Annotated in this window: 13 protein-coding genes; 10 read left to right on the top strand and 3 right to left on the bottom strand. The window is 36.0% G+C overall.

Going from position 1 to position 14,609, the window contains the following annotated elements; genetic code table 11:
* The first annotated feature begins 23 nt into the window (after positions 1-23).
* The 4 genes from ATZ35_RS02805 to ATZ35_RS02790 all read left to right on the top strand — a co-directional run bounded on the left by ATZ35_RS02805 (position 24) and on the right by ATZ35_RS02790 (position 3,422).
* Positions 24-1,259, top strand: a complete 1,236-nt coding sequence (locus ATZ35_RS02805) for a hypothetical protein (protein WP_208929435.1) — start codon at positions 24-26, stop codon at positions 1,257-1,259.
* Between the two features lie 390 nt (positions 1,260-1,649).
* The gene (apf, locus tag ATZ35_RS02800; protein WP_208929434.1) at positions 1,650-2,234 is read left to right on the top strand and encodes an aggregation-promoting factor; all 585 of its coding nucleotides are present in this window, start codon (positions 1,650-1,652) and stop codon (positions 2,232-2,234) included.
* A gap of 162 nt (positions 2,235-2,396) precedes the next feature.
* Positions 2,397-2,609, top strand: a complete 213-nt coding sequence (locus ATZ35_RS02795) for a hypothetical protein (protein ID WP_208929433.1) — start codon at positions 2,397-2,399, stop codon at positions 2,607-2,609.
* Between the two features lie 21 nt (positions 2,610-2,630).
* A complete protein-coding gene (locus tag ATZ35_RS02790; RefSeq protein WP_208929432.1) occupies positions 2,631-3,422 on the top strand; it encodes an LssY C-terminal domain-containing protein in 792 nt (263 codons plus the stop codon).
* A gap of 56 nt (positions 3,423-3,478) precedes the next feature.
* On the opposite strand, the gene ATZ35_RS02785 is transcribed toward ATZ35_RS02790, so the two are convergent.
* Complete coding sequence (locus tag ATZ35_RS02785; RefSeq protein ID WP_208929431.1) at positions 3,479-4,105, bottom strand: DUF6198 family protein; 627 nt, start codon at positions 4,103-4,105, stop codon at positions 3,479-3,481.
* A 96-nt stretch (positions 4,106-4,201) separates the two neighbouring features.
* On the opposite strand from ATZ35_RS02785, the gene yeiL reads away from it, so the two are divergent.
* From yeiL to ATZ35_RS02770, 3 genes are all read left to right on the top strand, one after another.
* Positions 4,202-4,876, top strand: a complete 675-nt coding sequence (gene yeiL / locus ATZ35_RS02780; RefSeq protein WP_208929430.1) for a transcriptional regulator YeiL — start codon at positions 4,202-4,204, stop codon at positions 4,874-4,876.
* Positions 4,877-5,249: 373 nt separating this feature from the next.
* A complete protein-coding gene (locus tag ATZ35_RS02775) occupies positions 5,250-5,948 on the top strand; it encodes a winged helix-turn-helix domain-containing protein (RefSeq protein WP_208929429.1) in 699 nt (232 codons plus the stop codon).
* A 336-nt stretch (positions 5,949-6,284) separates the two neighbouring features.
* On the top strand, positions 6,285-8,570 hold the full coding sequence (locus ATZ35_RS02770) for a glycosyl hydrolase family 18 protein (protein WP_208929428.1): 2,286 nt from the start codon (positions 6,285-6,287) through the stop codon (positions 8,568-8,570).
* A gap of 55 nt (positions 8,571-8,625) precedes the next feature.
* Here the strand turns inward: ATZ35_RS02770 and ATZ35_RS02765 are convergent, their stop codons facing one another.
* A complete protein-coding gene (locus ATZ35_RS02765; RefSeq protein ID WP_208929427.1) occupies positions 8,626-9,228 on the bottom strand; it encodes a hypothetical protein in 603 nt (200 codons plus the stop codon).
* A gap of 36 nt (positions 9,229-9,264) precedes the next feature.
* On the bottom strand, positions 9,265-10,056 hold the full coding sequence (locus ATZ35_RS02760) for a MurR/RpiR family transcriptional regulator (protein WP_208929426.1): 792 nt from the start codon (positions 10,054-10,056) through the stop codon (positions 9,265-9,267).
* A 161-nt stretch (positions 10,057-10,217) separates the two neighbouring features.
* Here ATZ35_RS02760 and ATZ35_RS02755 point away from each other — a divergent pair, with 161 nt between their 5' ends.
* From ATZ35_RS02755 to ATZ35_RS02745, 3 genes are all read left to right on the top strand, one after another.
* Positions 10,218-11,666 carry a glycoside hydrolase family 1 protein gene (locus ATZ35_RS02755; protein WP_208929425.1) on the top strand — a complete coding sequence of 483 codons (1,449 nt, stop codon included), beginning with the start codon at positions 10,218-10,220 and terminating at the stop codon, positions 11,664-11,666.
* A 203-nt stretch (positions 11,667-11,869) separates the two neighbouring features.
* Entirely contained in the window at positions 11,870-12,718 is an 849-nt protein-coding gene (locus ATZ35_RS02750; protein ID WP_208929424.1) for a PRD domain-containing protein, read from the top strand.
* A gap of 4 nt (positions 12,719-12,722) precedes the next feature.
* Positions 12,723-14,582 carry a beta-glucoside-specific PTS transporter subunit IIABC gene (locus ATZ35_RS02745; RefSeq protein ID WP_208929423.1) on the top strand — a complete coding sequence of 620 codons (1,860 nt, stop codon included), beginning with the start codon at positions 12,723-12,725 and terminating at the stop codon, positions 14,580-14,582.
* The last annotated feature ends 27 nt before the right edge of the window (positions 14,583-14,609 follow it).

Genomic DNA, 14,609 nt, shown 5'->3' with positions numbered 1-14,609 from the left:
AAACAAGAAAGGAGAACGGTTTAATGAATGATTATTTCGATGTGTTTTTTCATCAACAAGCAATCCCATTCACTTTAGGGACCGTTCTCTACCAAAAAGATAGTACGGAAGAAATTGTTGACGCATGTGAGACACTCTATGAACGCTCAACAGGAGATTTTCTTACTTTTCGGGAGAACGATGAGCTTTCTCGTAAAGTGATAACGTCCCCAATTAAAAAACATGTGGAAATCCAGTTTTTTCATGCTCAGCTGAATTGGGATGTTTTATTGGAAGAATTAGAAGAACTCTTTCCCCAATTTGTTTGGACAAAACTTGTTGAAGAAGTTGATGGTGCTTTTAATACATATTTCTGCGAATTGGTTCCTGTTTCTTTTTCTTCAGAAGAAGAGCCAATCCAATTTACTGTTTCTGCTAGCTTGGAACAGATGGATTATTCAAAAGGTGAATCTGTCAGCAGCATTTTAGAAAAAAGACTTCTTTCTATTTTTCAAGAAGAAGAAGAGCTTCCTTTGTCTGGTGAAACACTTAGTTTTCCTGTAGAAGTATCTATAGAAGAAACGCCAGAAGAAGAACTATCAGAAATTGAACAATGGTTTTTAGATGAAGATGAGGCCGAAGCCGAAGAAGAAGACTTAAATCTAGAACGAATAGAAGAGGCTGAAGTAACAGCACTTGCTCGAACAGAAGAAAGTGAAGTTCTCTTTTTAAAAGAAAGTTTGAAACGAGAAAAAGCGTCAAAGGAACGCGTGCGGGTAGCAAAAGAAAAATTGGAGTACGAACTGCTCGCCATAGAAAACAGCTTACTCGTTAGTGGATTAAAACGATTTAAAAAACATCAGAAGTCTACAATTGATGAAGAAGACTGGTACAAGCCAGTTCGCATCGATTTGATCCAGTATGATGATCTTTATAAAAAAGCAAAGTTTATTGAACAATCTTGGCGTTTAAATCGTCAATTAGTGACGATCACCGAAAAAATGACCGTAACAAAAGATCAATGGGTCTATGAAAGAGCACGTATTGAAAAAATTAAAAATAGTGTTTCAGAAATGGATTTACAATCAATGATGGAACAATGTCATTTGATCAATGAGCGTGTTAAGATTCGTCCAGGCTTTCTCTTTTTCAAACCTAGAGTAAAATTATATCAAATCGATTATGAGCAACTAGAGAAAATCAGTGCGTTCTTTGATATTATTCAAACAGAAAATCGATTATTAGAATCAGTGATCGAACAAAAAGACCATAATAGATAGTAAAAAAAGTAGAAATGGCTAAGAACTTAAAAGCCTTTCTGCTTTTTTTGTGCGCTAAAAATGAGGTTGAATCGACTGGAAATCCTGTTTTAGCAAAGGAAATAGCTAAAAATTTCTGTAATAATTCCCAGATTTTGTAACATTACAATTAATATTTAAATTAAATCAGTATTATTTCAGAAAAAATCATGTATTTTTTCAATTTTAAAATCAAATGAAAATCCAGAGCGAACAAGTGTTTTGACAGTCTTATTTTACAAGCCGTTACGTAATGAAAACACTCGTAACGAATTGTCACGGTATCTTCACCTATGAAATATTTTTAGATGTTAAAGTATGCAAAGTCGATAAACAAACGACAAAAAATATTTTTTACAAAGGAGAAACAACATGAAATCACTTAAAACGATTTTATTCGCAACAACTTTGACTGCAGGACTAGGTATCTTTATGGGAACGACTGACGCGCACGCTGATAGCTTATATACAGTAAAATCTGGAGATACATTATCTACTATCTCTCACCAATTCAGCGGAGACAATAGCATGATCGATTTAATTGCTAAAGACAATAACATTTCTAATATAAATATGATTTTTGAAGGAGAACAATTAACGATCAGAACGGCAGATGAAGCGAAACAAGCACCCGTTCAACAAGAATCTGCTCAACAAGCAGCACCAGCGCCTGTACAGGAAACTGAAGTACAAGCAGCGCCAGTTGCACAAGAAACAGTACCAGCAACTGCTGCAACAACATCTTCTGCCAAAGAATGGATTGCTCAAAAAGAATCTAGTGGTTCTTATGGTGCAACAAACGGTAAATATATCGGTAGATATCAATTAGATGCTTCATACTTAAATGGAGATTATTCAGAAGCAAATCAAGAACGTGTAGCGGATAGCTATGTAGCAGGCCGTTATGGCTCTTGGGAAGCAGCGCAATCTTTCTGGATGGCTAATGGTTGGTATTAAACAAACTAAAAAAGAAGTCACTATTTATAACTAAAAAAGAAGCAGTCGTTTAAAAGGGCTGCTTCTTTTTTTTATCCAAAGCAGCATGTTAACAGGCGACTTTATCTCAGAAGTGAGTATAATTTAATTAAACAAGTACTAGTCAAGAAAGGATGAAGTGAAATGCCTGATTTTTATAAGAATCTCAAAACAGGGGCAGTGATCACTGCTGCGGAGTATCAGGAAAAAATCGTGAACACTATGACAGAAACCAGCTCAGAATTGGGGACAATGGGAATTGGTTCGTATAGCCATTTTGTCAATGATCTTTTTGAAGGAGAAATGGATAATTATAGTCAATACGTTCCCTATGATCCTGAGTCAGATGAGGTGTAACGTGTCGGGAGGAAGGCTTAAATGAAAAAACAAACAGTGTTTAATAGTGTGTTTAGAGTAGTTCGATTTACGTTTATTATTGTTTTTGGTTATTTAGTTTATAGCTCCTTATTCGCAGAAATTTTAACACGGAAAATTCATATTTTTCTTTATATCTTTTTCTGGTTATTTAGTTCCTATTTGGTGATTCCTTATATCAACAAGCTGATGACAGGTCGTTACTTGCCGGACTATTTTATTGGTCGCTCTAGAACTAGTGATGGATTGCTTGGTGATCCGATCAATCTGGCTTTTATAGGCTCTAAAGCTGAGCTGGAACAACTATTTATAAATGCAGGCTGGACGAAAGCTGAACCTTTATCACTTCGTTCTAGTTTGCATATGATCACAGCCAGTGTATTTAGCAAATCATATCCTAGTGCACCAGTTAGTTCACTCTTTTTATTTAATAAAAAGCAAGATCTAGCTTTTGAAAAAGAAATCGAAAATAACCCAAGAAGAAGGCATCACATCCGCTTTTGGCAAACGCCAGATGATTGGTATTTACCAGGAGGCAGAAAAGCTGACTGGCTGGGTGCGGCAACCTATGATAAAAAAGTTGGTTTTTCTATTTTTACAGGTCAAGTGACACATAAAATAAATTCAGATATTGATGAAGAACGAGACTTTGTTTTAAAAACATTTAAGCAATCGAATCAAGCTGTTTCCATTGAAATCGTGGAGCATTTTACAACAAGTTATCATGGTAGAAATGGTGGTGGCGATGAAATTTTCACGGATGGTGCATTACCTTTTATCAAAATCGACAACTGAAAAGAAGTGGAAGAAGGCTATATTAGCATTTTTTCCACTTATTTTTTTGTATATATTTAGCTATTTTGTTTAAGTAAGTGAGCCTCATAATTCGCTTTGGTCAAAGAAATAACGCCAGACAATAAAAATAAGCTAAGTAGTGTGCCTTCGCGTACGAAGACAGGGAGGTCGTAACTCAATGAAAGAATCAAAGAAAGTGTTACTGAAAATAAATCAATACCATATCTGAATTTGGCGAAAGAAAAACCTGTCAACTCAGATAAAACAATACAGACACTTTCGATAGGAAAGGGTAAAATACCAAGTGAGATCACCATTCCCGTAGCAAAACCTGCAATGCAAGTACCAATAATAAAGACTATTAGCTTAAGTAAATAATTGTCCAAATCTAAAGGAGCTAATACGGTATAAGAGAAAAAATTGATTATGTTACCCAAATATAGTACGGAAAGGAACATTAATAAATATTTTAAGAATTGTCTTTCTCGTGATAACAACATATAAAGCAACAAAAATAAAGTATTCAATAAAAAAGTAATGGTTCCGACTCGAATCTCACTAATCGAAGCAAGCGCAATATTCAATGAATTAAAACTACTGACACCAATATCTGCCTTAAGCGTCAAACTAATACCGATACCGCTAAGCGTGTAAAAGAAAAGAGAAAATAAAAAATTTTTCATGATAAACCTCCTAAATTAAAAGCATAGCCTCTTAGTAGTAATTTAACGAATAGTCAGTCATAATAATAGGAGATATCTCACATTTTAGGAGGCACAATGAAAAAATATTCTTTAGATCAATTAACAGCATTAACTAAAAATAGCCCTTTCGATTTATCTCATTATTTTTCTGATGCTCTGTTAAACCAAGCCAAAATTATCGTCTATACAAATAAAGAATACATCGTCCGCTTTGATAAAGAAGTAGAACAGCTTTTTTTGATGATCGAAGGCAGAGCTAAAATTTATAAAATCCATGAAAATGGTCGACGTTCTCTGATCCAGTTTTTGGGGAAAGGAGATTTTATAGGAGAACTTTCGCTATTAGCGGTAGAAGAACAAGTCAAAGACGTACAAGCGATCAATCGTTGTGTTTGCTTAGCACTCCCCTATTACAAAGTAAAACAAGAATTATTAAATGATAATCATTTTTTAAGAATTATTGCTAAATATTTAGGTGAAAAGGTGCTATTAAGGGTCGAGCATTTTTCAAATAATCAAAACTATGAATTGAAACATCGTTTGGCGGCTTATATGCTACAGACAGAGGTTGAAGGCTTATATACTGAAAAACAAACAGAGACTGCTGAATTTTTAGGTGTGAGTTACAGACATTTACTCTATACCTTAGCAGAGTTCCAAAAAGAAAAGTTAGTGATAAAACAGGGGAAGAACTATCAATTGAATCAAGCCAAACTAAAAAAACTCGCATTAGGATTGTTTGAGGATTAAAATAAAAAAATATATGGAAAAATGATAGAGTAAAACAATTTATTTTCTATTTATTGGGAGAGGTTAGGATAAAAGTATTTACTTCTATCCACTGTTTATTCGGATTTTATGTGACTGAGGTATAACTCGTAAAGTTATATTTCAGTTATTTTTTTTATTTATTCAATAAATTAGATGAAATAAATCATGAAGGATATAGCGTGATTTCGCCCTTTTATCAAAAAATTGTGGAAATTACACACAAAATTAATAATAAAATAGCTTTTTTCTTTTTTATACTGATTACTAGGAAGGAAAAAAAGTGTAAATATCCTTAAAAAAATAGAAGAATGCTTGTGTAATAATCAAAAAAATATAAATGAGGGAATCAAAAATGTTTAACATAGCAATCGTAAGTGATACTGAAAACAATACATCAACATACATAACCGCGTTAAAAGAAAAAGAATACACGGTACGTCATATGGATTTAGGTGAATTAACGAAAGAAATTTCCAGTATACATGCTGTATTTATCCTGGAATCAGCAGTAGAAAATATTGGTCAAACTTGCGAATGGATCATTAAAGTGAGAGATATTGCGAACTGTTTCATCTGGGTCTTATCTGAAGAGGCCACAAAAATAAATAGAATCATCCATCTCCAACTTGGAGCAGATGGTACTTTTAATAATCAAGCTGATTTAGATGAATTTTCGTTGTATATTACAAAGACTCTTGAAAGAAGAGCGGTCCTCGGTGTAAATCAATTCGTTGATCGCTCTAAGGAGGATAAGAAATCTTTTGATATTCGTTTAGTTCCTGCTAATTTTGCCGTAAAAATTGAAGGAAAAGATGAAATTGGTTTAACTAAACTAGAGTTTAGAACATTAGAGCTATTGATTGAACGAAAAGGTGAAGCTGTATCTTACGAAGAACTTTATGAAAATGCATGGGGAGGAGAAGAAGGTGATAAAAAATATCGTGTTGCCAATTTAGTTTTTCATCTAAGAAAAAAATTGAATGATGATTCTTTTAAGTCCAAATATATTCGAACAGTACGTTCAAGAGGGTATATGTTGCCTAGTTGCTGATATTCTCTTTGGTATAGGTATCAATATTTGTGGTTAGGATGAGACAGAAGTATTTACGTTACTGCCGAAGGGATTGCTTCTCTTTTAACTGTTTATTCGGATTCAGTGTGACTGGGTTATAACTCTGATAGTTATAACCCAGTCACATTTTTTATCTTGATATATTTTCATTAATAATAATTTATTTTTTTAAATGTATATCGTTAGCGATTTCAATCGAAATGTTATATTCTTATGATGAGAATTAAAAGAACCTTGGGAGGGGATACTCAACACCAGAAAATGAAGTAATATAGGTCATTCCTGCACGACAAAAACTTAAACGAGGTGGAAAATTTGAAAAAAGTGTTTAGAAAAAATGTAAACGTTTTATCTAATTTAGTTCTTATTGTTTCGAGTTTAGTTTTATCTTTATCCGTGTTAACCCAAAATAAGACGGTAGAGGCAGCAGAACCTGCTCAATACCGTAATGTAATGTACTACGGGGATTGGTCGATCTGGGGTGGGGAGGACAATTTTTATCCTAAAGATATTCCAGCAGATCAATTGACGCATTTAAATTATGCTTTTTTAGACTTTGATAGTAGCGGGAATTTGAAATTTACGGATAAAGATGCAGCGGTTGGAGCACCTGTCGGTCAAGAAGGTGTGCAATGGAATAGCGCTAGTGCAGGTGTTTTAAATGCCATTCAGGATATTCGGGCCAAGAATCCTAATTTAAAAATCGGCATTTCAATTGGCGGATGGTCTAAATCAGGAGACTTTTCTGATGTAGCAGCTAATCCAACGATTCGTGCAAATTTCGTCAGCAATATTGCTAAATTTATTAAATATACAAACATGGATTTTGTCGATTTAGATTGGGAATATCCAGTCTCTGTTCGTGAGCCAGATAAGGTTGATAATACCAATGATGAAGGAACGCCACATGCTAAACCGGCAGATAAACAAAATTTTATTACGCTGTTACAAGATATTCGTACAGCAATTGATAAACAAGGAAAAGACTTAGGCAAAACCTATGAATTATCGGTTGCCTTACCCGCTTCACAAAATACCTTGAAAAACGGTATCGATGTGGAACAATTATTCAAGGTGATCGATTTTGCTAACGTGATGACCTACGATATGAATGGAGCATGGACACCAAACAGCGCCCATCATAGCGCGCTTTATGGCAATCCGACAGATCCTAATTATGCTAGTGGTTTTTCAGTAGATCAAACGGTTAAATACTTGCAAACGAATGGTGCGCCAGCAAGTAAAATTGTTATCGGAGCTGCTTTTTATACACGTGGTTGGAATAAAGTAGCAGCAGGAACGGATACAGCAAAACCTGGACTATTCCAAGCCGCAGAAAAAAATAATAAGGATGCCGATTTATCACCAACTTATGGTGCTAATAATAAAAATCCTTTGAAATCAGGTGATGGCGGCCGTGCAGGTGGTGTTTGGCCGTATCGCAATATTGCGGATCTTAAAGTTAAATCTCCTGATTTAAAAGAATATTGGGATGATGTAGCCAAAGCACCATACATGTATAATCAAAAAACAGGTGAATTTTATACCTATGATAACCCTCGTTCGATCGGTTACAAAGCAGAATATGTAAAAAATAATCAATTAGGCGGCGTGATTTCATGGATGCAATCACAAGATAAAGCCACAGATACAACGAAACGGGACGAACTAACCAAAGCAATCAAAACAGGTTTATTTGGTTCAGCTGGTCTTCCAGCAAATAAAACGATTTATGCAGATTTAAATGTCAAAGCAACGATTGCACCTTATAGTGAAAATGGCGCTGGTTATGAAATTACAGTGAAAAACAATGAAACTTCAGGTGAAACTGGAGACGTGCTAAAAGCGGTAGAAGCTGCTTTTGAAACAGTGAAATTACCTAAGTTATACATTCCAGTAAATGCGGCTGAAACATTGACTGCAGGTGACTATAAAGCTGGAACTGTTACTGTAGAAAACGGAAACGTTGTGGTTGATCTTTCCTCAGTTTATGATGCACAACAAATCCCGCAAGGTGCAAGTTATACCTTTAGATTGAAATCAAGCGCTGCGGCAGTAGATGTAAATCGAATCAGCAGCATTGCTTTGACACAACGAATTGCTAAAAATGGTGCAGAGCTTAGTAAGCAAACAGTATATGGTGGAGGTGCAGTCAATCCAGATCCAACGGACACGACACCGCCAACGACACCTGGCAATTTAAAAGCTGGAACTATTACAGATGCTAGTGCAGTATTAAACTGGGCAGCTTCTACAGATAACGTGAAGCTTGCTGGTTACAAAGTTTACCGTGATGGTGTCTTAGTAGGAACCGTTGCAGAAACGACGTATACAGATACTGCTTTAAAAGCGAATACGACATACAATTACACAGTCAAAGCCTATGATGCAGCTGGCAACCTTTCAGCTGACAGTAATGTCGTTTCAGTCAAAACGAAAGAAAGTACAACACCTCCTGTAACCAATGCATGGGACGCTGCTAAAGCATACAATGGCGGCGATGTTGTAACGTATCAAGGCAAGACGTATAAAGCAAAATGGTGGACTCAGGGCAACGTACCAGGAACAGAACAATGGGGACCTTGGGAGTTAGTTGGATAGAAAACAGAATAAGAAGCTAGGTCTAACATGAGTTGTTAGACTTAGCTTCTCTTTTTTATTCTGGTGGCGTATCTAAATAATCATGGATAAAATCTGCGTATTTATCAACAATGGCTTGACCTTTGTCCATTAAAATATAAATTCCAGGATCGACCATATTTACGATATAATCAGTAGTGAATTCCTTTTTTAGCAGTTTCAGAGCTTGTGTTTTGGTGTCACATTTGCTCAGTCCATTTTCCTCAAATACTTCGTTCAGTTGAAATAAAGACCAGTAATCAATAACCGATGCATCATTTAAAATATCCAAATAATCGGCAAATAATAACTCATTTGTAGAGGCTGCCGGATCGATTCCTAACTCCATTTCAAAGAATTCTGGAAAAACAGACAGGGTAGAATCTTTTTTATTGACCCAATCCAGTAAAATCACTTCACCAGGTAGTAAGCCATCGGCATTGCGAATCATACTTTCTTTAGGGACAATGGTACTTGTTCCCTTAGCAATTGATTCCACCCATTCATCAACATTACGCTCTGCTGACATTACCGGGAATTCTGGATAAGTTTCGTAAATTGCTACGATTTTTGCTACTTCCTCATCTAAATCAATCGTTTGTTTTGGTTCTTTTTGTTTGAAAAAATCAAATAATCCCATACCTACACCTAACTCCTTTTATTTATAATCCCTATTTTATTGATATAAACTTGTATATCGCCGCACAAAATAATCCAAGAAAAACGTCAAAGGATAATTACCAATGCGGACATAGTTGGTAGTGGTCACATTGATTGATAAATCGAATTGATTGGTCAATGTATTTTGTGTATGTTGAGTCAAAAGAATCGACTTAGCGGGGCTATTGCTGATTTTTCTCATCAACTCACTGCTACGGTTAAGTAAAGAGCCATAAGAGGAAATCACGATTACGATCGATTGTTCACTCAGTTCATCCACAAACGCTTGCTGAGTTTCTTCTGTTTCCCCAACAAAAATCAGTTTCTGGCTTAGAAGAAAAGATGTTTGTAAGTCTTTTGCTAACTCTAATGTAGCGCTATACCCAATCAAAATGACTTCTTGTGCTTGATGGATATCTGCTAAAATATGATCGACTTGCTCAATATCGATAGTCTCCAAGACATCATTAACGGCTGTAATGATTTCAGTTCCATATGAAGCCAGGTAACTTTTCGGATCATGCTTAAGATCAGTCAGCTCATGTTCTTTCATTCGCAAACCACTATGGCCTTTCATCGTGCCTAACGAAACGAGTGACTCTCGCAAAGAGGCAAAACTTGAAATGCCAAAATGACGGCAGAATCGGCTTAACGTTGCTGGTGAAACAAAACAGCTGTCGGCAATTTCAGTGATTGTCAGTGTCCGAACCTCATTAAGGTGACTAAGAAGATAAATGATGATCCGTGAATAAGTTGCATCTCGCTTATTTGTGTTTAAATAATGAAGAAAATCAAATAAATCAAGCATCAAAAAGCTCCTTCGTAATGATCCATTTTCACATTAACGAAAATAGATCGAAATAATGAAAATAACACCAGAAACATAAAAATCACATTGACTCTTCTCGTGTTAAGATTAGTTTATTAAGTCAATTATACACTAAATCAATGACCGAGAGGATGGAAAATATGAGCGGATTTCCACAAAACTTTTTATGGGGCGGCGCAACTGCAGCAAATCAGTTTGAAGGGGCATTTTTGGAAGATGGTAAAGGCTGGTCAACAGCTGATACAGCACGTTTTATTAAGGGGAATGGGATCAGTATGGCAGAATTACTGAAACCAACCACTAAAGCAGATGTTGAATTTGCAATGAATGACAAAGAGGGTGTTTATCCTAAACGTCACGGCATCGATTTTTATCATAGATATAAAGAAGATATCGCTTTGTTTGCGGAAATGGGGTTTAAAACATTTCGACTATCGATCTCTTGGCCACGTATTTTTCCAAACGGTGATGAACTGGAGCCAAACGAAGCAGGTTTAGCTTTTTATGATGCAGTCTTCGATGAGTGTATCAAATATGATATTGAACCATTAGTAACGATTTCTCATTATGAATTTCCATTAGGATTGGCATTTAAACAAAATGGTTGGGAAAGTCGTGCTACGATCGAAGCTTTTGAACGTTATGCACGAGTTCTATTTGAACGTTACAAAGACAAAGTAAAATACTGGCTAACTTTCAATGAAATCAATATTATTGGGATGACAGGTTACTTAAGCGGTGGTATTTTAGCGGATGGTGAAAAAAATATGCTGCAAGCACAATATCAGGCAGCACACCATCAATTTATCGCAAGTGCTTTGGCAGTCAAAGCTTGTCATGAAATCATTCCAGATGCTCAAATCGGTTGTATGCTTGCAAGAATGGAAGCTTATCCAGAAACATGCAATCCATTAGATGTGATGGAAAGTGTCAATAGCGATCATAGTAACTTATTCTATTCAGATGTCCAAATTCGTGGGGCTTATCCAAGGTATATGAATAAATTTTTCCGGGATCACAACATCACAATCAAAAAAGAAGTGGGAGATGACGAAATCTTACGTGAAGGAATGGTTGATTTTATGTCTTTCAGCTATTACATGAGTAGTATTGCCTCACATGAAAAAGATGGCGATACGACTGGTGGAAACTTACTTGGTTCTAAGAAAAATCCATATTTAGAAGCAAGTGACTGGGGCTGGCAAATCGATCCGGTGGGCCTTCGCATAACCTTGCATAAATTATATGACCGCTACCAAGTACCGTTGTTTATCGTAGAAAATGGTTTAGGTGCCAAAGATGTTGTTGAAGCAGATGGCAGTATTCATGATAGCTATCGAATCGACTATTTGAGAAGTCATATCGAACAAATGGAACAAGCAATCGATGAAGGTGTGGATCTGATGGGGTATACACCGTGGGGCTGTATCGATCTAGTCAGTGCGAGCACAAGTGAAATGTCCAAACGTTATGGTTTTATCTATGTAGATTTAGATGATGAAGGAAAAGGAACTTTAGCTCGTTCTAAGAAAGATTCATTTTACTGGTATAAAAAAGTGATCGAAACAAATGGTGCAGATTTAAAATAAAAAAAACGATCAGATCCTAATTTCTATGAAAGCGTTGCAAATTAAGGGGAAATAGATTATACTAAAACCAAGAAAAAAAACGTTAATGGCGAAGCAGCCATTTTATAGAGTATGTTACTGAATGATGCAGGCAGAACTCAAATTACCTAGGAATGTCCTTTCCTGGGTAGTTTGAGTTTTTTTTCTGGAAAGGAGTAAAACAAGTGAAAGTAAGTCAAATTTTAAACAACAACGTAGCAATCGTAAGCCGAGGAGATAATGAGGTCATCGTTTATGCCAAAGGATTAGCCTTTAGAAAAAAAGTTGGGCAAGTGATTTATGACCATGAAATCGAAAAGACCTATGTGTTAGATTCTAATGATATGTTGGAACATTTTAGTTATTTACTGTCCCATTCAGATGCGAATCATATTACATTAGTCAATCAAATCATTGCTTACGGAGAAGAAAAGTTGGGTGAAAAATCAAATGATTATCTAAGTTTGACCTTACTGGATCATATTGAATTTGCATTAAAACGTGCAGCCAAAGGACAATTTATTCGCAGCCCATTGACTTGGGAAGTTAAGAAATTTTATCCACAGCATTTTGATATTGGCATGTATGCATTGAATTTGATCAATGAACAATTTCAACTGACATTTCCAGAAGACGAAGCCGTTTCAATCGCATTGCACTTTGTCAATCTGCAGGAGGATAAGAATAATCTAGACGAAACGATCCGTTCGATGGAAAGTTTAAGAGATATCTTATCGATCATTCAGTACCATTTTCAGATCAAATTAGATGAAGGCTCACTGAATTACATGAGACTGATGACCCATTTACAATATTTTATTCAACGAATCATGACGAAAAACAGTTATGAAGAAAGTGATACAGTTTTGAATAAACAAATCAAATCGATGTATACAAGTTCGTTTGAATGTGTTGAGAAAATCAGAGTCTATATTCAGCAAAAATATGCCTGTGATCTAACGATCGATGAAGAAACCTACCTTATGCTCCATATCCATCGAGTAACGCATCGGAGTCAAAAAGAGAGGACCTAAGAAAATGAAATATCAACCATTTAATGAAGAAATCATCCGCCTGGTAGGTGGGAAAGAAAATATTCAAGCAGTCGTTCATTGTATGACTCGCTTACGCTTTACGTTAAACGATCGTTCAAAAGCTGATACAGAAGGTTTAAAGGCACTAGATGGCGTGATTGATGTTGTCTCTAACAACGTAGCGTATCAAGTAATCATTGGGACACATGTAAGTGAAGTTCATGCAGAATTGATCAGTATGCTGGGACTATCGCCAAGTTCAGATGAGGAAATCGAAGTGAAAGAGAAAAAGAACCCATTAAAAGCTGCAATGGATTTACTATCTGAAACAATGACACCAGTAATCGAACCGATTATTGCTTCTGGATTGCTTGCTGGTTTTTTATCTTTATTTTCAATCACTGGGTTGATTTCTGCAGATAGTCCAACCTATCAATTATTAGATTCGATTCGTTCAGCAGTGTTTTTCTTTTTACCAATTTTAATTGCTATGTCTTGTGCAAAGCGTTTAAAAGCCAGTCCATATTTGGCAGTAGCGTTAGCAGCAACACTTGTTTCAAGTTCAATCAATGATGTAGCAGGTTTGAGCATCTTTGGGATTCAATTACCGCAAATGGTTTATGCGAACTCATTTATTCCAATTATTTTAGCTGTTTGGTTTATGGGACAATTAACAGTATTATTAAAAAAATACATTCCTAAATTTTTGCAATATTTCTTAAACCCATTATTAATCATGGTGATTTGTTTGCCTGTGACATTATTGGTATTCGGACCGATCGGTATTTGGATCGGTGATGGTATTGGTTGGTTCTTTGAAGTTTTACACAATACATTTGGTAGCTGGATCGTTGTGATGCTTTATGCAGCATTCCAACCGTTCTTGATCATGTTAGGTGCCGGAAATTTCATGATGCCATTAGCACTTAACTTTGTGAACAAAATGGGGTACGATCCGATTTTCTTAGCAGCAGCAACCATTTCTGATTTAGCTGTATCTGGTGCTATGTTAGGTTACTTCCTAAGAGCAAAAGATTCAAAACAAAAACAATTATTCGGGACAGTTAGTTTTAGTGCCTTGATGGGTGTAACAGAGCCAGCAATCTATGGTGCCTTTATTAAATATAGAAGACCGTTTATTGCCGTTATGATCGGTGGCGGAATGGGTGGTTTGTTTGCTGGTCTGATGAACGTTAAAACCTATTCGATTGTTTGGGGCTTGATGGGTCTACCGTCGTATGCGGATAATCAAGATTTCTCTAATCTGATCTTTATGATCATCAGTGTGGTGGTTGGTTTTGTAGCAGCGGGTGTTGCTGCATACATTTTAGGGATACCTCAGGAAGAAAAAGATATAGAAGCGAAAGAACCAGTGAACGAAACAGAACAAGCTTCGGCTGGCAACGTAAAAAAAGTTCCTCTTGCGTCAGTTGTTGAAGGAAAATTAGTTCCATTAGCTGAAATCAACGATCAAGCATTTTCAACGGGTGCATTAGGTAAAGGATTAGGAATTATTCCAAGTGATAGTCAAATCGTTGCGCCTGTTGCAGGTGAAGTATCAGCTGTTTTTCCAACGAAACATGCAATCGGCATCAAAACAGAACAAGGCGTAGAAGTACTGATCCATATTGGTATCGATACGGTAGAACTTGATGGGAAGCACTTTGATACAATCGTAGAACAAGGCGATCAGGTGAAACAAGGTCAACTATTATCAACAGTTGATTTTGAAGGAATCAAAAAAGATGGCTATGACCCAACAGTTATCGTAGTTATTACGAATACAATGGATTATTTAGATGTGATACCAGCAGTGCAAGAAAATTTATTTGCCGAAGATGAGTGTTTGACCGTTATTTTATAATATCTAGTTTTGCGGGCTAGTTCATCA

The sequence above is a fragment of the Enterococcus rotai genome, from assembly GCF_001465345.1.
Lineage (GTDB): Bacteria > Bacillota > Bacilli > Lactobacillales > Enterococcaceae > Enterococcus_L > Enterococcus_L rotai.
This window is presented reverse-complemented; position numbering and strand designations above follow the sequence as displayed.

What these genes read in the sequence shown, in the direction of transcription:
- ATZ35_RS02760 (WP_208929426.1), bottom strand. Translation starts at nt 10,056, where the DNA reads ATGCTTGATTTATTTGATTTTCTTCATTATTTAAACACAAATAAGCGA.
- ATZ35_RS02795 (WP_208929433.1), top strand. Translation starts at nt 2,397, where the DNA reads ATGCCTGATTTTTATAAGAATCTCAAAACAGGGGCAGTGATCACTGCT.
- ATZ35_RS02765 (WP_208929427.1), bottom strand. Translation starts at nt 9,228, where the DNA reads ATGGGATTATTTGATTTTTTCAAACAAAAAGAACCAAAACAAACGATT.
- apf (WP_208929434.1), top strand. Translation starts at nt 1,650, where the DNA reads ATGAAATCACTTAAAACGATTTTATTCGCAACAACTTTGACTGCAGGA.
- ATZ35_RS02755 (WP_208929425.1), top strand. Translation starts at nt 10,218, where the DNA reads ATGAGCGGATTTCCACAAAACTTTTTATGGGGCGGCGCAACTGCAGCA.
- ATZ35_RS02805 (WP_208929435.1), top strand. Translation starts at nt 24, where the DNA reads ATGAATGATTATTTCGATGTGTTTTTTCATCAACAAGCAATCCCATTC.
- ATZ35_RS02785 (WP_208929431.1), bottom strand. Translation starts at nt 4,105, where the DNA reads ATGAAAAATTTTTTATTTTCTCTTTTCTTTTACACGCTTAGCGGTATC.
- ATZ35_RS02790 (WP_208929432.1), top strand. Translation starts at nt 2,631, where the DNA reads ATGAAAAAACAAACAGTGTTTAATAGTGTGTTTAGAGTAGTTCGATTT.
- ATZ35_RS02745 (WP_208929423.1), top strand. Translation starts at nt 12,723, where the DNA reads ATGAAATATCAACCATTTAATGAAGAAATCATCCGCCTGGTAGGTGGG.
- yeiL (WP_208929430.1), top strand. Translation starts at nt 4,202, where the DNA reads ATGAAAAAATATTCTTTAGATCAATTAACAGCATTAACTAAAAATAGC.
- ATZ35_RS02775 (WP_208929429.1), top strand. Translation starts at nt 5,250, where the DNA reads ATGTTTAACATAGCAATCGTAAGTGATACTGAAAACAATACATCAACA.